The following is a 19,204-nucleotide window of genomic DNA, read 5'->3' as shown; positions in this document are numbered from 1 at the left end:
CGGCTTGTTTTCCACGAAATGACCATGAGCGCCGACGACTCAACGCATCAGACGAATCTCTCCGATATCTGTATCGTGATGCCTTATGACCGACGCTACAACGCTGTATTCGCAACTGACGGATTATTTCCAGCAGCGCGCATGGAGCCCCGCGCTCGATATTGCCGCGCGACTTTTGCCGCTGCACCCACGTGATCCGCGCGTCTACTACATGGCAGGCATGTCGAACTTTCACCTGAAGCACCTGCCGCAAGCCGTCGAATGCTTCCGAAAGGCCTCGGCACTGGAGCCTCTGAACCTGGGCTACGCGGTTCACTTTGCCAGGGCGCTGACGGCGGCCAATCGGAATCGCGAGGCGAAAGTGGTTGCCGATTACGCCTCATCACTGGCGTCCAGCGATCATCAGATACTGGACATGCTAGGCATCGTCCACTCGCAGATTGGCGATTATCCCGCCGCTGCAGCGATCTTCGAGCGCGCCGTTGCCCTTGCCAGACATCACGCGCCCTATCGGTACAACCTGGCGACATGTCTGGTTGCGAATGGGGATATCGAACGGGCAGAAATCGAGATCGAACATTGCCTTCGGCTTGATCCACATCATTGGCAGGCACACCTGACGCTGGCGCAACTGCGTCGCCAGACCATCGATTCCAACCACGTGGCGCGATTGACTTCGCTGTTATCTGGCCTGGACCGAACCGAACCGGATCACCACGCACTAACCTGTCTCCACTCGGCCCTTTCGAAAGAATACGAAGATCTGGGCAGATATCCCGAGGCGTTCGAAAATCTGGTCAGCAGCAAGTCCGCCGCCGGTGCGAAGCGCAACTACTCCAGCCCTCGCGACCAGGCAATTTTTTCGGCCATTACCGATGCCTTCTCCCGACCGATCACGACGGGAGAAGGCTACCGAACGCAGGAACCGATTTTCGTGATCGGCATGCCGCGCAGCGGTACCACGCTTGTGGAGAGAATCATCTCCAGCCATCCGGATGTGCATTCGGCCGGCGAACTGCTCAACTTCGCGATGTCGGTGAAGCACTTTTCGCAAAGCCCCTCGCAAAACCTGATCGATGAGGACGTGGTCCGATTGCTGAAAGATTTCGATCCGGCGGAATTAGGCAAGCTGTACCTCACAAGCACTCGCCCTTCCACCGGTCACAAGCCGCGCTTCATCGACAAGCTGCCGCACAATTTTCTCTACGCAGGTTTCATTGCGCGGGCTCTTCCCGATGCAAAAATCATCTGTCTCCGGCGCGATCCGATGGATACCTGCCTGAGCAATTTTCGCCAGCTCTTCTCTGCAAATTCACCGTTCTTCGGCTACTCGTTCGATCTCATGGATACCGGCAGGTATTACATATTGTTCGACCGCTTGATGGCTCACTGGCAGCGCGTATTGCCAGGCAGAATTCTCCAGGTGAGTTATGAAGCACTGGTTTACGGGCAGGCAGAGCACACGCGGCAAATACTTGAGTTCTGCGGCCTTAGCTGGGACGAGCGATGTCTGCACTTTGAGGAAAATAACAGCCCGGTCGCGACGGCAAGCTGGGTGCAAGTCCGCTCACCGATTTATCGAAGCGCGCTGAAGCGCTGGAAGAAATACGAGCCTCAGCTCTTGGCATTGAAAGTACTGCTGGAAGAAGCCGGGGTAAACGTGGATGCATGAAATGCGACACTCGGCTGACAGGTAGCTGGCTTCAATTACCGGAATTCATCCAAATCCAAGGCCGGTCTCGGCAAGTTCTTTTCGGGTGACTTGGCGTTCGGCTTGAAAGGGATGTCACGCCGCCAGCCGATACGACCAGCTGACATCGCTGACCCGGATCGGCAGCACAGCCTCGAGGTTCGACGCGCACCGTCCTCGGGGCAAACATGGCGTGCGAATGACAGCGGCAGAGCCAAGCCCGGCAAGGATCAATCGTCGATGACGATGCCACCGGCTTGCAGCATCTCGCGCAGCGGCTGCAGTTCGTCCTCGTAACGCTTCCAGCGCCCGACGGAGCGGCGGTTCATCGGATCACGCACCTGCGCCGCGCTGGCCGTGCCGACAGCGCTCTCGTTACGCTCGAAATGCAGGCAGGCCGGATCCCACGGCAATCGGCAAAACGCCAGGATCTCGCGCGTCACCGTCTCCTGCTGGTCGACCAGACGCTCGTAGGACACTTCGAGGATGCGCGCAGGCAAGCGTGTTTTCCAGAAGCGCATGAGCTGGTCGAACAGAAGGTAGTGGCGGCCAATATCCATCAAGTCATGCGTATAGCTGAGCAGTGGCGACTGCCCGCCGAAGCGCTGACGAAAATTGCCCAGACATACATCCAGCGGATGCCGGCGCAGGCAGATGATGGGCGCCTGCGGCAGCGCATTGGCGATGTATCCAATGTAGAGAAAGTTTTGCGGCAGCTTGTCGACGAAATGCGTCGCGTCGCCGCGCACGTGCGCCGTGCTGCGCAGATACTCGGCGCCCAGCGCCTGCCAGTCGATGGCGCGGGCGGCCAGGACGGTATCGCGATCCAGCGGCGCCGGCGTATGACTTCCACTCATTCGCTTGAGGAGATGCGGAAACTGGTCGAGCTCACCGGCACCATGGATCGCCGCGTGGCTGTCCAGGATGCGTTCGACCAGCGTCGTTCCCGAGCGCGGCATGCCGACCACGAATATCGGCGTTGGGACGCCGTCCACCGATCGCGTGGGCGCGATATCGGGCGCAGCTTTCATCAGCGAATGGAACATGTCGGCATCCCTGGCCGGGTCGTGACCCGCTCCTGAGCGATCCATGTGCTTGGCGCGGTCGAGGTAAGCAAAGCCCTCCTGCCAGCGACCCAGGGCATCGCATTCGCGGTACAGCGCCATGCACAGGTGGACGACTGCTTCCGGATTGTTTTCGTGTTTTGCGAGCAGCGTCCGCAGTGCCTCCACGTGGTTGCGTTCGGCATCCCGCCGCCGCAGCTGGGCACGCGTGTCGTAGGCGGCCCAGTGCTCGGGATCGAGCCGCAGGCAGCTTTCGATTTCCCTTTCGGCCGCACTCATATCGCCAGCAAACAGCAACGCCGTCGCCAGGTTGTGCCGCAGGAACGGATCGTCCGGCCGCTGGCGTACGGCATCGGCGTACAGCGGCGCAGCGCGCGAGTGCAACTGCATCCGACTCAGCGCCAGCGCCAGCGTAACGAGCGTGTTCGCGTCGGTAGGGCGCAGGCGTTCGGCCGCGGTAATCACCCGCAAGCCTTCGCCGCGCAGATGCGCCTGGACGAGCGCGCGGGCATAGCTGGCCAGCACGTCGGCACGATCCGGCACGCGCTCGCTGGCGATATGCAGATGCGCCAGCGCCCTTGCCAGGTTATCGGACTCCAGCTGGGCAATACCCGAAAGATAGTGCGCGCCGGGATGATCGGGGAAACGCGCCAGCAGCGCCTCGCCGTGCGCAATGGTGCCGGCCCAGTCGCAGCAATTGAATGCCTCCACCAGTTGGTGTTGCAGCGCAGCTGCTTCGCTCATGGCGCTACCCCTTTTATCTGCTGGCAAAGGGCCCAATCAGCCGACAGTGCGAGCGGCGGAGCGCTGTGTCGGCGCGATGGGCCAAAATGAAAACGGGCCCCGCCAGTGGCGGGACCCGTAAGGCTATCACCGGTCAATCCACCGGCATCACTTGCCGAACTTGTAGTTGGCCTCTACGTAAAGCGCGCGGCCATACACGTTGTAGTTGCTGGTGTTGTAGGGCGTGCCGGCTGTGCCGGTGTAGCTGCGGTCCATCGGTGGCGCACTGTTGAACAGGTTGTTGATCTCAACCGACAGCAGCAAGGCGGGCGTGGCCTGGAACCGCACGCTGGCGTTCCACAGGATCCACGGTGCCAGCGTTCCGGCCAGCGGCGAGGTTTTGGACGTGGCGGTGAGCGTGGAGTAGTAGTTCGGCGAGCTGCCGTAGCGATCCACATACAGCGAGGCCGACCAGGCATTCTTCGACCAGGTGGCGGTGGCATTGGCCTTGGTCTTGAAGTCGGTGCTGTAGTAGGGGCTATCGAGCAGGTTGATGGTCGGGTCGCCGGGGTACTGCTCCATGGTGTGCTTCAGCGTGTCCGAATATGAACTCTGCAGCAGCAGGTCGCCGTAACCACCCAGACCGGTGCGCCAGCTGGCGCTTGCGATCAGGTTGTTGGAGACCTCCTTGGACACATTCACCTTGGGCGTGTAGATCTGCACGATATTGCCCAGGCTGTCGCGGGTGACCTGTGACAGCGCCGCCACGCAGGTGGGCGAGTTGACGTCGAGAATGCCCGCGCGGCACTGGTATTCCGTCAGCGTCAGCGCGGCGGCGCTCTGCTGGTTCACTTCGTTGCTGATGCTGGTGTGGAAATAATCGATGGTGAAATTGAGGTCGCTCGTCGGCGCCCACACCGCACCGTAAGACCAGACGTTGGCATCGATCGGCTTCAGCTTGGTATTGCCGGACTGCTGACCAAACACCTGGGTCTGCGAGTAGCGCGTGGGGCAGTTGTCGATCTGCGCAGGTGAAAAGCCCAGCTGGGCGCAGTTGTAGTAATCAGGCACGTACGTGTAGTAACCGCTCAGGCCCTGAAACTCGTCGGACAGCGTCGGCGCCTTGAACGCCTTGCCGTAACGACCGCGGATCAGCAGCGACTCCACCGGCCGGTATTCGAGACCCGCCATGAACGTGGATTTACTCACCGTGGTGCCCGCCGCCTTGTAGGAGTCCCGACGACCGGACAGATCAAGCGTCAGCTCCTTCAGCAGCGGCATACGCAGTTCGGCGGTGAGCGCGTTACGGCTGCGATGACCATTGCCCTGCACGTCCGTCTGACCCCAGACATCGCCGTTCAAAAGCCGCGGATCGGGGGTGTAATCCCAACCCGAGTTGCCGCCTTCGGCCACCAGCGCAATGCCGGCGTCACCGCCGGGCAGCGGAAACAGCGAGGCATCGGTAACCTGCGCGCGCAGCTGGTTGTCCCAAGTCTTTGAACGGGTCGGCACGTAGCCGGTGAAACTGCGGAAGTCGCTCACTGAAATGGGCGAGTAGAACTTGGTGTAGTTGGGCGAATACACCGGGTAGTAGTTGTAGTTCGGATCCAGGCCCAGCGATGGCCCGAGGATGGATTTGAAATAGGATTCGATCGGGTTGAAGAAACGCACAAAGTTGCGCACCGTCAGGTGCTCTTCGCTGTGCGTCACGCTAACGTCGTAGTCCCAGTTCGAGCTGCCGAAGGTGCCGTTGCCGCCCAGAGTAAAAAACACGGAGTTGTCGAACTGCTTGTTAAAGGTGTTGGCATAGCCGCCGGTCTCTTCCGGCGCAAACACCTTCTGCAGGGCGACAATGTCGTTCGCATTGGGATCGTAAAACGGGCCGGTGTAGAACGCGCTGCTCCAGAACGTGTAGTTGGAGCCTGCCGAATAACGGGTGTCCGAATAGCGGTAGAGCAGGTCCCCGTACAACTTGAAATTGTCGCTGACGTCGTAGGTGGCGTGCGCATAGGCGGTACCGGTGCGCTGGTAGTTGGTGATCGTCTTGTAACCGGGTTCGAACAGCGAGCCGCAGTAGTTGCCGGCGTTGTTGTTCGGTGTGCTCAGCTTCTCGGTGCCACCGAACAGAGCGGCGTCGTTGGCGCAATTTTTCGGATCGAGCATGTAGTTGTTGTTGCCGACCAGGCTGTACTCGACCACGTCATAAGACGCCTGGGCCGGCGTGCGTCCGTTCTGGAATATTTGCTTGGTCAGGCTGCGATCGTAGCCCCAGATGGGATCGATGCTGTCGTACTGAAAACCGGCCAGCACATTGAGCTTGCCCCAGTTGAAGCTGTCGGCTCCGGACAGGCGATAGTTTTTGCCGCCGCCGCTGGAATAGCCGCCGTAACGCGCGTCCAGGCTGGGCGCGTCGACGTGATCCTTGAGCACAATGTTGATCACGCCCGCGATCGCATCGGAACCGTACAGGGACGACTGGCCACCCGGCAGGATGTCGATGTGGTCCACCAGATCAGCCGGAATGCCGGCGATGTTGTTGAACACATCGCTGCCGTTGTAGAGGGCGGGAAAATTGCCCATCGGCCGGCCGTTGATCAGGTACTTCACATAGCCCGGATTGAGACCGAACAGGCTCACCGTTTCGGCGCCCTGGGTGAAGGATGCCGAGCTCTGTTGGCCTTGCACCGAACCGGTTGCAAACGATGTGGCTTGCAATGCTTCAGCCACGCTGCTGAAGCCCTTGGCCTTGATGTCCGCCGCCGTGATCGTGATAACCGGCGTGGATGTCTCTATCTCGGTCTGTGGTATCAGCGAGCCGGTGACGTTCACCACGTCGAGCTTCTTGGCCTTGGCGGTCGTCGGTGCCTGATCCGCGTCTTGCGCCGATGTCTCCGTCGAAGACGAGGCAGATTGAGCGTGTGCAGCCCCACCTGCCCACGCTAAAGCCGTCAGGATGGCCATGGCCATCCTTGATTTGATCATCATATTCAAACTCCCCTCAGAGTTTCGAGCAACAAAAATGGAGCCTGCGGAAAACGCAGGCAGGATTATTTGGTGTCGTCAACGGCCGGGTGCGGGGCCAGCCTCTCCCTGGAGGGCAATGTCGCTACGTGCCGGTTTCTTTTTAGCACGCGGCTCAGCAATTATTTACGTCTGCGACAAATTGCGCAGCAGGCCGCTGAAAACCGTCAAATCAACCGTGCCGCTTCCAGCTCGCACTTCAGATACGCGTAATAAATCGGCGCAGCGATGACGCCGGCCAGCCCGAAAGCGGCTTCCATCACCAGCATGGCAATCAGCAGCTCCCAGGCGCGCGCATGAATCTGCGTACCGACGATGCGGGCGTTGAGGAAGTACTCAAGCTTGTGGATGACGATCAGGAAAACCAGCGCGGCGATGCCGACGCCCAGCGATACCGACAGCGCGGCGATGGTGACGGCCGTGTTGGACAGCAGGTTGCCGATGACCGGCAGCAGGCCGATGACGAAAGTGAGCAACACCAGCGTCTTGGCCAGCGGCACGTGGATACCGAGGATCGGCAGTGCACCCAGCAGGAAAACGGCCGTGCAGATCGTATTGATCAGCGAGATCTTGACCTGCGCGAAAACGATGTTGTGAAACGCCTCGGCCAGTCGCTGGCAGCGCAAGGCAAGCGCCGCAGCCAGCGGTCCGACCTGATGCGCCGGTCGGGTCCGGCTAAGCGCCACGATCGCGCCCAGCACCAGGCCGATGAGAATATGCGCGAAGGCCCGCGCGGCGCCTTTGCCGGCAATCTGCAGCGTCTCCGCGTGCCTGCGCGCCAGATCCACCGCGCCGACGCGCAGATCGTCCACGCTGTCGGGCAGATGATTGACGATGAACGTGGGCAGCTGCTGGCGCGCCTTTTCCACCAGCGGCATCAGCTGCTGCTGCCACAGCAGTTCGGGATTGCCGATCTCGTTGTGGAAAAGGCTGATGGCACCGAGGATCAAAAGGATCAGCAGCCCGACCACGATCGCTCCCAGCGCGGCCACCACGATGACCCGCGCGCGCGCGCCCGAGATCCGTCGCCCGAAAAGCGGCGACATCGCATTGACCAGCTCGTAGACAAGCAGACCGGCCAACAGGGCCGACAGCATGTGCAGTCCGAGCGTGGCGCCCAGCGCTGCGGCAGCCAGAATGTAGCTGCTGTAGACGATGGCGGGCGACGCGCGCAGGTCAGGCGATAGTGAGTTCATGCCGTGGTACCGGAAGATAATGCGGAGCCCGCAGTCTGTCAGCCCGCGAGCCACGCTGCCAGTCCGGACCATTTGCTGTCGTAAACTTGCGTACTGCCCGGCTGCTCGTTCAAGGATCCTCATGGCATTGCGCCTCACTACCGTCGCACTGGCGATCGCCCTGCTGACCGGCTGCGCTGGCGCACCTACGCGGGCACAACATTCGTCAATTGCAACTACAGCGCCAGCCGTCTCGGCAGCAACAGTGCCCGCGGATGACAATCTCAACGCCGTCGCGTGGAGCCAGACCGCGGTCGAGCACGACCTGATCTATCTGCAAACCTATCGTGATGCTGAGGCACGCCTGCTGCCGGCGATGCAGGACACCGGATGGGATGCGCTGAGCAAGACCGATCGGGTTGGCGCTTTCATCCACCTGCCGCCGGCGGTGATCCTGGACATCGACGAAACCGTGCTGGACAACTCGCCGTACCAGGCGCGTGTGATCAAGAGTGGCGGCGAGTTCAACGAAGCCGATTGGGCGGCATGGTGTCGTGAGGCCAAGGCAAGAGCGCTGCCCGGTGCCCTCGAGTTCACCCGGTTCGCGGCCAGCCACGGCGTGGCGGTGATCTACATCTCCAACCGGGCCAGGGATTTGGATGAGGTCACTCTGCGCAATCTGCGCCAGGCGGGTTTCCCGGTCAGCGGACCGGACGCCCTTCTGGGGCTGGGCACCGTCGTGGATGGATGCGAGCAGGCCGGCAGTGAAAAAGGTTGCCGCCGGCAGCTCGTCAGCCGCCGCTATCGCGTGCTGATGCAGTTCGGCGATCAGCTGGGCGATTTTCTGGATGTTTCTACCAACACGGTTGCCGCGCGGCGCCAGACGATAGCGCCTTATCTACGCTGGATCGGCACGCGCTGGTTCGTGCTGCCCAATCCCACTTACGGTTCGTGGGAGCCGGCGCTGTTCAACAACGACTACGGCAGCCCGCGCGATGAAAGGCGGCGACAAAAGCTGGACGCGCTGCGCTATCAGTAGGCTCTATTTAATAGCCAATAGATTCAATGATTTGAAGAACTAAAGAAAAGCGTTGCCTTAAGTTAAATCGGCGGCTACTATCTTTTCGCCGACACCTGCTGACCAACATGCTTTGCAGGCGAGGCCATTTCCTTCCGGCTCTGCCGGATTTCCCTGCGAGGCTTCGGTCCGCGGGGTTTTCTTTTTGTGACGCCGCAAAATCCTTCGCTCTGCCCTTGCTCAGCATCATGCGCGCCTCTACCCTGACCGGCCCGGCGCCGCCCTTCGGCCCAGCTCCCTGCGAGAAACGTGACCATGCGAGTACCGACTCTTCGTTACGCCCTGCTGCCGCTGTTGGCGGCACTGGCTTTAACCGCCTGCCACAGCAAGGACGATCCGTCGCAGCCGGGCGGCAGCACGCCGGCGTCTGCCGTGCAGAGTTCGGTCGAGCTGATCAAGAAAGGCGATTTCAACGGTCTGTGGAAGCACACGCTGCCGCCGGCGGACTACGCGACCTTGCGCGCCGACTGGGCCTCCCAGCAGAAGATGCAGCCACCGGTCAGCGATCAGGACCGCGCCCGCTTCAACGACACCATGCAGCAGCTCACCGGGCCGGACGCCGAAAACAAGCTGTATGCCGAGCTTCAGCCAAAGCTGGCCATGATGGAATCCAAGTACAAGGATCAGATTCCGGTTCTTATCAGCGTGGGCGAGGCGATGATGAAAAACGCCGTGGCGCAAAACAAGAGCGTTAGCGCCGAACAGAAGACCCAGGTCAACGCCGCCCTCGACGTGCTGGGACCGTGGGCACAGAAGGCGCCGTGGTTCGATGCGGCCAAGGCGAAGCAGACGGTGAGCATTGCGGTGGACACCGCCCGCAAGCTGGACCTGAAAAGCGCCGATCAGCTGCGCGCGATGGATTTCGACACCACCATGATCAAGTATTCGATCGGCTATGCCGGCCTGAAGCAGCTGCTGGCCAATTACGGACTATCGGTGGACGACACGCTGGATTCGGTCAAGGTCACCGAGCTTGAAAACAGCAACGGCCACGCGCTGGTCAAGATCGACTACACCCTGCTGGGCAAGCCGCTGTCGAGCGAATCCAAGCTGGTGCAGGTGGACAACCGCTGGTACAGCGAGGACATGGTCAACAACGTGCGCCAGGCTCACCAGCGTTTGACCCAACCGGCGAGTGCCGCATCGGCCCCCGCCGCGGCAGGTACGAGTGCAAGCGTCGCACCGGCGGCCAACGGCAGTAGCGCTCAGGCACCCGCCCCGGCAGCGGCCAGCAGCACGCCAACAAAAGACTAATCAGCGCAGCCGCTAGAATAGCCGGATGCAAACTATGTCCAGCGCGGATCATCCCGCTCGCCAACGCGCCCCGTGGTGGTTCCAGCTTGCCGGTCAGCTGCTGCAGCCGTGGGTGCGCATCCGGCGCGACCCGGCCGAGCCCGCTGCGCTCCTGCAGGCCGGCGCACCGGTGTGCTACGTGATCGAACGCGACAGCCTGTCCGACGCGCTGATTCTTCAGCGCGCCTGCCTGGAGGCCGGCCTGCCCAATCCGATGCAGTCGCTTGCCGGCACGCGTCGCAAGCGCTCGGTGTTTGCGCTCACGCGCCGCGAGGGCTGGATCTTCGGGCGCCATCAAAAAGGCAGCCCCAACGAACCGCTGGCCCAGCTGGTGCGTTCGCTAGAAGGCGTGCCCGACCGCGATATCCAGATCGTGCCGGTATCGATCTACGTCGGCCGCGCGCCTAGCCGCGACTCCGGCTGGTTCCGCGTGCTGTTCTCGGAAAACTGGGTCATGGTCGGGCGCTTTCACCGGCTGCTGGCGCTACTGCTCAACGGCCGCGACACGGTGGTGACCTTCTCCGCGCCGATCTCCCTGCGCAGTGTGATGGACGAAGCCGGCCAGATCGCGCCGGAGCGACTCACCCGCAAGATCGCCCGCGTGCTGCGCACGCATTTCCATCGCATCCGCGCCACGGTGATCGGCCCCGATCTGTCGCATCGACGCACCGTGGTCGACTCGGTGCTCAACGCCGAACCAGTGCGCGCGGCAATTGCCGCCACCGCCGCCAAGGAAAAGATCACGCACGCCAAGGCCTGGCAGAAAGCGCAGAAGATGGTGATGGAAATCGCCGCCGACTACGCGCATCCGGTGGTGCGCTCGGCGTCGTTTCTGCTTTCCAACTTCTGGAACAAGCTGTACGACGGCATCTCGATGCATCACTTCGACAAGGCGCGCGCGGCCGCGCCCGGTTTCGAGGTGATCTATGTGCCCAGCCACCGCAGCCACGCCGACTACCTGCTGATGTCCTACCAGCTGCACGTGTCGGGCGTGGTGGTGCCGCATATCGCGGCCGGCGTGAACCTGGACCTGCCGATCGTCGGGCTGATCCTGCGCCGCGGCGGCGCGTTTTTCATGCGCCGCAGCTTTACCGGCAACCCGCTGTACTCGGTGGTGTTCAAGGAATACATGGCGCAGCTGATCGACCGCGGCGTGCCGATCGAATACTTCATCGAAGGCGGCCGCTCGCGCACCGGCCGCCTGCTGACGCCGCACGCCGGCCTGCTCTCGATGACGGTGCGCGCGTTCCTGCGCGCGCCGCGCCGGCCGGTGCTGTTTCAGCCGGTCTACATCGGCTACGAAAAGCTGATGGAGGGCAAGTCGTACGCCGGCGAACTCAGCGGCAAGAAAAAGGAAAAGGAGTCGCTGATCGGCCTGATCCGCGGCCTCAAGGTACTGCGCCAGCGCTACGGCCACGTGACCCTGAACTTTGGCGAGCCGATCGAACTGAACCCGATGCTCGATGCCGCCAGCCCCGACTGGCGCGAGACCACGCTGGACCCGGATGCCAAACCGGACTGGCTGCGCAAGGTGGTCGACGGGCTGGCCGAAAAAATCCAGATCAACGTCAATCGCGCGGCCGACATCAATCCGATCAACCTGCTGGCGCTCGCCCTGCTGGCCACGCCCAAGCACGCCATGGCCGAAAGCGACCTGCTGGAGCAGCTGGCGCTGAGCAAGGCGCTGATGGAAGAGCTGCCGTATTCCGACCGCATCACGCTGACGCCGATGAACCCTGCCGGCATGATCGCCTACGGCGAGCAGATGGGCTGGATCGCCCGCGTGCAGCATCCGCTGGGCGACGTGCTGACGGTCAGCGCCGAACAGGCGCCGATGCTCAGCTACTTCCGCAACAACGTGCTGCACCTCAACGCCGCCGCTGCCTGGGTCGCCTGCTGCTTCCTCAACAACCGGCGCATGTCGCGCGCCTCGGTGCTGCGGCTGGGCCGCATCATTTATCCGTTCATCCAGGGCGAGCTGTTCCTGCCGTGGGACGACGACGGCTTTGGCGCGCAGCTGCAGGACACCATCGATTTCTTCGTGCGCCGTGGCCTGCTGGAATCCAGCGGCGACGGACGCGTGCTCGAGCGCAGCGCCGGTCAGGACGACGGCGCGTTCCAGCTGAAGGTGATCGCGCGCAGCCTGATCCAGGCCTTCGAGCGTTACTACATCACCGTCGCCGCGCTGACCAAGAACGGCCCGCACACGCTGACCAGCGCCGAGCTGGAAAGCGCCTGCACGCTGACCGCGCAGCGGCTGAGCCTGCTGCAGGAGCTGTCCTCGCCGGAGTTCTTCGACAAGTCGCTATTCCGCGGCTTCATACAGAAGCTGCGCGAGCGGCGCGTGGTGTGGACCGACGACGCCGGCAAGCTCGATTACGATGTCGCGCTCGAGGGCATGGTTCGGGATGCCCGGGTGATCCTCTCGCGCGAAGTGCGCCACTCGATTCTCAAGATCACCCCCGGCAGCAACGAAAAAGACGCCGCCAGCGGCAGCAAGCTCGATGACGAGGAAGAAGCCACCGCGCCAGTCTCGCCCGCGCTGCTCGCCGACCCCGTCGATACCGCAGCGGAGCCGGCCGCCGAGCCCGTGCTCACCGACGCTTCCAGCGCCGACCTGCACGAGCGCCACGTCGCCACCGAACATCACAAGCACGACCATCACCACGACCAAAGCACGTCGTAGGTTGGGTTGAGCCAACGGCGAAACCCAACATCCCACACCACGGCTTTCACCAGCCGCCACCGGACGCGACCCTTCATCACAGGCCCCGTCACGCCGCATTCCTGTAGCATTGCCGGCATGAACGAGCAGCCCAAGCCCAGCACCGATTCCACCACCCATTTCGGTTTCCGCGACGTACCCGTCGGCGACAAGCAGAAACTGGTCGGTGAGGTATTTACCTCGGTCGCGCGCAGCTACGACCTGATGAACGACCTGATGTCGTTCGGCATCCATCGGTTGTGGAAGCGCCACTTCGTCGCCATCAGCGGCGTGCGCCGCGGCGACCGCGTGCTGGATCTGGCCGGCGGGACCGGCGATATCGCCGCGCTGCTGAAGCCGGTGATCGGCGAGACCGGTGAAGTGGTGGTCGGCGATATCAACGCCGCCATGCTCGGCGTCGGCCGCGACCGCCTGACCGATCGCGGCCTGGTCAGCGGCCTGCGCTGGGCCCAGCTCAACGCCGAGGCGCTGCCGTTTCCCGACAATTCGTTCGACGCGGTGACCATGGCCTTCGGCCTGCGCAACGTGACCGACAAGGACAAGGCGCTGGCGGACATCTTGCGCGTGCTCAAGCCCGGCGGTCGGCTGCTGGTGCTGGAATTCTCCAGGGTGCAGAGCGAGCTGTTCGGCAAGCTCTACGATTTCCATTCGTTCAAGGTGCTGCCCAAGCTCGGCCAGCTGTTCGCCGGCGACGCCAACAGCTACCAGTATCTGGCGGAGTCGATTCGCAAGCACCCCGACCAGCAGACCCTTAAGGGCATGATGGAGCGCGCCGGCTACGGCCGCGTCGAAGTGCGCAACCTCAGCGGCGGCATCGTGGCGATCCATCGGGCTTACAAGCTCTGAGCTGACGCTGATGGCGAAACGAACCAGGGCGTTTTCGGCGACCGCCGCCCTGCTCGGCTGGTTCGCGCTAGCCCTGCAGCTGACGCTCACGATTCAACTGGCGAGCGATCACAGCCGCAGCGTGCCGGCCGCGCTTTGGCAATGGATCGGCTACTTCACGATCACCACCAATGTTCTCGTTGCCCTGGCGCTTGGCGCTTCAGCGCTCGGGCCGCGTGGCGCGACGACGCGATTTTTTGGCCGTCCAGACGTCCACTCGATGATCGCGATGAGCATCATCATCGTCAGCGTGATCTACAACCTGCTGCTGCGCCAGCTGTGGCATCCGCAGGGATGGCAGCTGCTGGCGGACGTGCTCATGCATGACGTGATGCCGCTGCTGTTTTTGCTGCACTGGTGGCTGGTGATACCCAAGGCATCGCTGCGCTGGCGCCAGGTCGGCGCCTGGCAGGTTTATCCCGCCGCCTATTTCCTCTATGCGCTGGCACGCGGCGCGCTGAACGGCTGGTACCCGTATCCGTTTCTCGACGTGCCCACGCTGGGCTATGGGCAGGTGCTGATCAACGCGGTGGTGATACTGCTGGCCTTCGTTGCCGTGGGGCTGGTGCTGGTGGCACTCGCGCGGCAGCAAACGCGCCGTGGGCCGAAAGCGTTCGAGCGCTGATCAGCGAGCTATTGATCGGTGCGCTCGCAAGGACTCAACGCGATGGCTCGGCCGCATCGGGCGAGCGCAGCACATCGATGCGCGTTACTTGGCGAATCCAGCGCGCCGGCCGCTGGTCGGTCGGCGCGATGACGCGCAAAGGTCCTTCCTTCGCACCGAGCGCTTTGCCGTCGCGCTGGTCGGCGAGGATCACCGGCTCGTTACGAAACTGCGGATCGAGCTCGGCTAGCGCATACACCGCGCGATAGCCGTCGGCTGCGCTGATGCGTACATACAGGGCCATGTTCTTGCCGCGCAGCGCTTCGCCCAGCGGCACGCCGGCAGCCGAAAGAATCGCGCTCAGCGGCACCCCCGACCAGCTGCCGCTGACGCCGTGATCGCTGCCTTGTACGGTAACGCGCGGCAGCTTGGCCAGCGCCGCCGCGTCAAGCGTAAGCGGATGGCCGACCTCACCGCTCACGGTGACGCTGGCAGAAGCACTCGGTGTAGCGATATCGGCGGCGGCCACGGAACAAGAGGCAAGGCCCAGGCCAAAAATCACCACGGCGAAAGTCACACCGAGTCGGAGAAAGCTTTTAGATAAATCCGTTCTGCGCATGGGTCCAATCCTTGTCTGATTTGCTGCGAGGTCCATCGAACTCGACGCAGGAGCTGAGCCTACGAGGCCTCGTTCGCCACCACCGAAACTACCGCCGCCGCACGTCGCCGCGTATTGGCCAGCACCACGCCGAGAATCGTGATAACACCGCCCACCAGCGTCAGCACACCGGGCTGCTCGTGCAGCCACAGCATGCCGATCAGCACGGCGATCGGCGGCGAGAAATAGATGAAGCTGGAGACCTGCGACGCCGACGTACGACGCAGCGCCGCGTTCCACGCCAGGTAGCCGATAAAGGTTGGAGCCACACCAAGCCATGCAAGCGCCGCGATACGCGACCACGGCGCCACGGCCAGCGCCTGCGGCAGCTGCCAGCCGAACGGCAGCGCGCCCAGGGTGCCGGCAAAAAACGTGAACGCGGTGACGCCCAGCATGCTGTTGCGCGCGAACAGCGGCTTCTGCCCGACAAAATAAATCGCCGAGGCGATCACGCTGACCAGCGCCAGCAGGGCCATCGGCTGAAATTTCACCTGCTTGCCGCTGGCCAGCACCACCAGCACCACACCGAGCAGGGCAATGCCCAAGCCGGTGAGCGTGCGCGCGGGCAGCCGCTCGCGCAGCCACACGGCGGATACGGCAACCGTCGCTGCCGGGATCAGCGACAACATGATCGACGCCGTGCCGCTGGCGATGCGCGTCTCCGCGTAGTTGAGGCAGATGTGATACGCCGTCAGCCCGATCACGCCCAGCAGCGCCAGCTGCGGCCAGTCGCGGCGCGCCGGCAGGGGCACGCGTCGAATCAGCAGCAGCAGCGCGAAGCAGATCGATGCCATGCCCAGCCGGGCCAGCGCCACTTCGCCCGGCGTGAACGACGGCAGCGCATAAGCGATCGACGCGTACGCCGACGACCACGTCAGCAGCGCAGTGCCAATACAGGCAAGCGTACGGCCGTCGAGGCGTTCGGTGCCGGTCATCGAAGAAAATTCACAGGAGGGACTCACGCTCGGACAGGCCCTCATCGTAATTCGTGAGGCCGCGGCACGCGACGCATTTATCCGGCCCGATCGACGCAACCAGTACTTTTGTCACGGTCGCCGCCGCGACCAGGCACGCATACTTCCAAAACGCGTTACCGATACGGGGCCTCCATGCGTCACCTGATTTCATTGCTGCTGGCTGGCGCGCTGACGCTGGCACCGACCATCCCCAGCCATGCCGACGATGCGCCCGCGCCGGTGAAGTCCGACGCCGGCAAAAAGCAGGCGGCCGACGATGCCGCGGTGCCAAGTACCGAAAGCGCCGTGCGCACGCAGCACAGCGCCAGCATCGGCGGCCATTCGATCAAGTACACGGCGACGGCCGGCACGCTGATCATCCGCGACGACAAGGGCCAGCCGCAGGCCAGCGTGTTTTATGTGGCGTACACCATGGACGGCAGCAAGTCCGACAAGCGGCCGGTGACGTTTCTGTACAACGGCGGCCCCGGCTCGTCGAGCGTCTGGCTGCATATGGGCTCGTTCGCGCCGGTGCGCATCGAAACCGCCAGCCCCGAGGCCACCGCGCCGGCGCCGTACCATCTGGTGCCCAACAGCGACAGCCTGCTCGACAAGACCGACCTGGTATTCATCGATGCCGTCGGCACCGGCTATTCGCGTCCGCTGGGCAAGGCCACCGGCAAGGACTTCTGGGGCGTTGACCAGGACATCTCCGCGTTCAGCCGCGCCATCCAGCGCTACGTGAGCATCAACAAACGCTGGAACTCGCCGAAGTTTCTCTACGGCGAAAGCTACGGCACCACGCGCTCGGCCGCGCTGGTGGATGCGCTGCAGAATGACGGCATGAGCTTCAACGGCGTGGTCCTGATGTCGTCGATCCTCAACTACGGCATCCGCCTGCCCGGCTACGACGAAATTTATATCGGCTATCTGCCGAGCTACGCGGCGGCGGCCTGGTATCACAACAAGCTGGCCAACAAGCCGGCCGATCTCAAGACGTTTCTCGAGCAGGTGCGCACCTTCGCGCGCGGCCCGTACGCCGCCGCCCTGGCCCAGGGGCAGAACCTGCCGGACGACCAGCGCGACGCCGTGGCGCGTCAGCTTGCCGCGTACACGGGGCTGTCGGTGCCGTTCATCGAAGAGGCCAACCTGCGCATCGACCTCGGCCGCTTTCGCAAGGAGCTGCTGCGCAACCAGCGCCTGACGCTGGGCCGCTACGACAGCCGCTTCACCGGCGTCGACCCGGATGCGGCCGGCGAAACCCCCGATTACGACGCCTCGGACAGCGGCATCAGCGGCGCCTTCGTCAGCGCATTTCATGACTATCTGGACGGCCAGCTGAAATACCACAGCGACCTCGACTATCGCCCCACCTTCGGCGACATCAGCAAGGACTGGGACTGGAAGCACAAGGCGGCCGACCAGCGCCGGCCCCTGCCCACGGCCTACGTGGCCGGCGATCTGGCGCACGCCATGCGTACCAACCCGGGCCTGAAGGTGCTCTCGGTCAACGGCTACTACGATTTCGCCACGCCGTTCTTCATCACCGAATACGACCTCGCACATATGAATCTCGACCCGACGCTGCGCGGCAACCTGCAGTTTCTGTATTACCCGTCGGGTCACATGATCTATCTCAACACCGAGGCCCTGAAGCAGCTGAAGAGCGATCTGACGGGCTTCTACGATCGCGCCGCACCCGCGCGCTGATCGCACCTTATCGACACGGAATGATCGCCATGCGTAAAAAATATCTCGCACCGCTCGCCCTCGCGCTGCTGCTGACCCTCGGCACTGCCGTGCATGCCGACGACGACAAGCCCGCGGACGCCAAGGCGCAGAGCGACAAGGACAGCAAGAAAGACGCGCTGCCCATCCCGCCCGAACGCAGCGTGGTGACCAGGCACAGCGTGCGCATCGGCGGCCGCACGATCAACTACAAGGCCACCGCCGGCACGCTGCTGATCAAGGACGACAAGGACAAGCCGACCGTCAGCTTTTTCTATGTGGCTTACACCGTGGACGACGGAAAGCCCGGCAAGCGCCCGGTGACCTTCATTTACAACGGCGGCCCGGGCTCGTCGAGCATGTGGCTGCATATGGGTTCGTTCGGCCCGGTGCGCGTGGCCAACAAGGGCGACCAGCCGATTCCGCCGCCGCCGTACCAGACCGTCGCCAACGACGACAGCCTGCTCGACAAGACCGACCTGGTCTTCATCGACGCGCCCGGCACCGGCTACTCGCAGCTGGTCGGCGGCGCCGAGGGCAAGAACTTCTACGGCATCGATCAGGATGCCGATGCGTTCGCGAAGTTCATCACGCGCTACGTCAGCACCAACCATCGCTGGAACTCGCCGAAGTTCCTGTTCGGCGAAAGCTACGGCACCACGCGTTCGGCCGTGCTGGTGAAAGTGCTGCAGGAGCAGGGCATGGAGTTCAACGGCGTGGTGCTGATGTCGTCGATTCTCGATTTCAACGTCTGGGCCAGCACCGGCGACGACCACGCCTTCATCGTCAACCTGCCGACCGAGGCGGCGATTGCCTGGTATCACGACAAAGTCGGTGATAAAGGCCGGCCGAACAAGCCCGCCGACATCGCCACCTTTCTGGCGAGCGTGCGCCAGTTCGCCACTACCGACTACACGCTGGCGCTGGCCAAGGGCGACGCGATCACGCCAGCCGAGGCCGACCGCGTGGCGAATCAGCTGAGCCAGTACATCGGCCTGTCGCCGCGTTACATCCGCGAGGCCAATCTGCGCATCGATCCCAGCCGCTTCCGCAAGGAGCTGCTGCGCGATCAGCGCCGGACAGTTGGCCGTCTGGACGGCCGTTTCGTCGGTATCGATCCCGACGCTGCCGGCGAGAATCCCGAAGGCGATGCCGCCAGCGATGCCGCCACCGGCGCCTATCTCGCCGCCTTCAACCAGTACGCCAGCGAGCAGCTGAAGTTCAACGAAGAGCGTCCGTACCTGCCGAACAACTACGGCGTGATCAACCGCGGCTGGGACTGGAAGCGCACGGAAGGCCACGGTTTCACCCAGGCCCCGTACGTGGGCGGCGACCTGGCCGGCGCCATGCGCCGCAACCCGCATCTGAAGGTATTTTCAGCCAACGGCTACTACGACCTGGCCACGCCTTTCTATGCCACGCAGTTCGATCTGGGACACCTCGGGCTGGAGCCGTCGATCAGCAAGAACATCGAATTCGGCTTCTACCCGTCCGGCCACATGATTTATTTCGACGTCAATGCGCTGAAGCAGGTCAAGGCCGACCTGTCGCGCTTCTACGACGAGGCCGCAAGGCCTTAGTCGCTCAAACAAACAGGCAAGCCC

Annotated in this window: 13 protein-coding genes; 8 read left to right on the top strand and 5 right to left on the bottom strand. The window is 63.1% G+C overall.

The genetic code is table 11. The annotated features are described in order from the left end of the window. Positions 1-85: 85 nt before the first annotated feature. Positions 86-1,672: a tetratricopeptide repeat-containing sulfotransferase family protein gene (locus ACDK93_RS02225; protein WP_458070960.1), complete on the top strand. Its 1,587-nt coding sequence runs from the start codon at positions 86-88 to the stop codon at positions 1,670-1,672. Positions 1,673-1,920: 248 nt separating this feature from the next. Here ACDK93_RS02225 and ACDK93_RS02220 read toward each other — a convergent pair whose 3' ends face one another. From ACDK93_RS02220 to ACDK93_RS02210, 3 genes are all read right to left on the bottom strand, one after another. Then, positions 1,921-3,498 (bottom strand): sulfotransferase, encoded by a 1,578-nt coding sequence (locus tag ACDK93_RS02220; protein ID WP_458070959.1) that lies wholly within the window; start codon positions 3,496-3,498, stop codon positions 1,921-1,923. A gap of 147 nt (positions 3,499-3,645) precedes the next feature. Next, entirely contained in the window at positions 3,646-6,438 is a 2,793-nt protein-coding gene (locus ACDK93_RS02215; protein WP_458070958.1) for a TonB-dependent receptor domain-containing protein, read from the bottom strand. Between the two features lie 227 nt (positions 6,439-6,665). After that, positions 6,666-7,694 carry an AI-2E family transporter gene (locus ACDK93_RS02210; RefSeq protein WP_458070957.1) on the bottom strand — a complete coding sequence of 343 codons (1,029 nt, stop codon included), beginning with the start codon at positions 7,692-7,694 and terminating at the stop codon, positions 6,666-6,668. Between the two features lie 121 nt (positions 7,695-7,815). Between ACDK93_RS02210 and ACDK93_RS02205 the strand changes: the two genes are divergently transcribed. From ACDK93_RS02205 to ACDK93_RS02185, 5 genes are all read left to right on the top strand, one after another. Then, on the top strand, positions 7,816-8,712 hold the full coding sequence (locus ACDK93_RS02205) for a 5'-nucleotidase, lipoprotein e(P4) family (RefSeq protein WP_458070956.1): 897 nt from the start codon (positions 7,816-7,818) through the stop codon (positions 8,710-8,712). Between the two features lie 294 nt (positions 8,713-9,006). Further along, positions 9,007-10,005: a hypothetical protein gene (locus tag ACDK93_RS02200; RefSeq protein ID WP_458070955.1), complete on the top strand. Its 999-nt coding sequence runs from the start codon at positions 9,007-9,009 to the stop codon at positions 10,003-10,005. A gap of 25 nt (positions 10,006-10,030) precedes the next feature. Continuing rightward, a complete protein-coding gene (gene plsB / locus ACDK93_RS02195; RefSeq protein WP_458070954.1) occupies positions 10,031-12,730 on the top strand; it encodes a glycerol-3-phosphate 1-O-acyltransferase PlsB in 2,700 nt (899 codons plus the stop codon). A gap of 117 nt (positions 12,731-12,847) precedes the next feature. Continuing rightward, positions 12,848-13,615 (top strand): bifunctional demethylmenaquinone methyltransferase/2-methoxy-6-polyprenyl-1,4-benzoquinol methylase UbiE, encoded by a 768-nt coding sequence (ubiE, locus tag ACDK93_RS02190; protein WP_458070953.1) that lies wholly within the window; start codon positions 12,848-12,850, stop codon positions 13,613-13,615. Positions 13,616-13,625: 10 nt separating this feature from the next. Beyond that, entirely contained in the window at positions 13,626-14,279 is a 654-nt protein-coding gene (locus ACDK93_RS02185) for a Pr6Pr family membrane protein (RefSeq protein ID WP_458070952.1), read from the top strand. Positions 14,280-14,313: 34 nt separating this feature from the next. Here the strand turns inward: ACDK93_RS02185 and ACDK93_RS02180 are convergent, their stop codons facing one another. Then, positions 14,314-14,877: a molybdopterin-dependent oxidoreductase gene (locus tag ACDK93_RS02180; protein WP_458070951.1), complete on the bottom strand. Its 564-nt coding sequence runs from the start codon at positions 14,875-14,877 to the stop codon at positions 14,314-14,316. A gap of 59 nt (positions 14,878-14,936) precedes the next feature. Continuing rightward, the gene (locus ACDK93_RS02175; RefSeq protein WP_458070950.1) at positions 14,937-15,851 is read right to left on the bottom strand and encodes a DMT family transporter; all 915 of its coding nucleotides are present in this window, start codon (positions 15,849-15,851) and stop codon (positions 14,937-14,939) included. Between the two features lie 174 nt (positions 15,852-16,025). On the opposite strand from ACDK93_RS02175, the gene ACDK93_RS02170 reads away from it, so the two are divergent. Both ACDK93_RS02170 and ACDK93_RS02165 read left to right on the top strand, forming a co-directional pair. Beyond that, positions 16,026-17,582 (top strand): S10 family peptidase, encoded by a 1,557-nt coding sequence (locus ACDK93_RS02170; RefSeq protein WP_458070949.1) that lies wholly within the window; start codon positions 16,026-16,028, stop codon positions 17,580-17,582. A gap of 29 nt (positions 17,583-17,611) precedes the next feature. Beyond that, the gene (locus tag ACDK93_RS02165; protein WP_458070948.1) at positions 17,612-19,180 is read left to right on the top strand and encodes a S10 family peptidase; all 1,569 of its coding nucleotides are present in this window, start codon (positions 17,612-17,614) and stop codon (positions 19,178-19,180) included. The last annotated feature ends 24 nt before the right edge of the window (positions 19,181-19,204 follow it).

This window comes from Rhodanobacter sp. BL-MT-08, from assembly GCF_054161255.1.
The sequence above is the reverse complement of the archived record's forward strand: the minus strand, read 5'-3'. Positions and strand labels throughout refer to the sequence as shown.

Coding starts and splice junctions, on each gene's coding strand:
- ACDK93_RS02165 (WP_458070948.1), top strand. CDS start 17,612: ATGCGTAAAAAATATCTCGCACCGCTCGCCCTCGCGCTGCTGCTGACC.
- ACDK93_RS02180 (WP_458070951.1), bottom strand. CDS start 14,877: ATGCGCAGAACGGATTTATCTAAAAGCTTTCTCCGACTCGGTGTGACT.
- ACDK93_RS02205 (WP_458070956.1), top strand. CDS start 7,816: ATGGCATTGCGCCTCACTACCGTCGCACTGGCGATCGCCCTGCTGACC.
- plsB (WP_458070954.1), top strand. CDS start 10,031: ATGCAAACTATGTCCAGCGCGGATCATCCCGCTCGCCAACGCGCCCCG.
- ACDK93_RS02175 (WP_458070950.1), bottom strand. CDS start 15,851: ATGACCGGCACCGAACGCCTCGACGGCCGTACGCTTGCCTGTATTGGC.
- ACDK93_RS02210 (WP_458070957.1), bottom strand. CDS start 7,694: ATGAACTCACTATCGCCTGACCTGCGCGCGTCGCCCGCCATCGTCTAC.
- ACDK93_RS02200 (WP_458070955.1), top strand. CDS start 9,007: ATGCGAGTACCGACTCTTCGTTACGCCCTGCTGCCGCTGTTGGCGGCA.
- ubiE (WP_458070953.1), top strand. CDS start 12,848: ATGAACGAGCAGCCCAAGCCCAGCACCGATTCCACCACCCATTTCGGT.
- ACDK93_RS02170 (WP_458070949.1), top strand. CDS start 16,026: ATGCGTCACCTGATTTCATTGCTGCTGGCTGGCGCGCTGACGCTGGCA.
- ACDK93_RS02215 (WP_458070958.1), bottom strand. CDS start 6,438: ATGGCCATCCTGACGGCTTTAGCGTGGGCAGGTGGGGCTGCACACGCT.
- ACDK93_RS02220 (WP_458070959.1), bottom strand. CDS start 3,498: ATGAGCGAAGCAGCTGCGCTGCAACACCAACTGGTGGAGGCATTCAAT.
- ACDK93_RS02225 (WP_458070960.1), top strand. CDS start 86: ATGACCGACGCTACAACGCTGTATTCGCAACTGACGGATTATTTCCAG.
- ACDK93_RS02185 (WP_458070952.1), top strand. CDS start 13,626: ATGGCGAAACGAACCAGGGCGTTTTCGGCGACCGCCGCCCTGCTCGGC.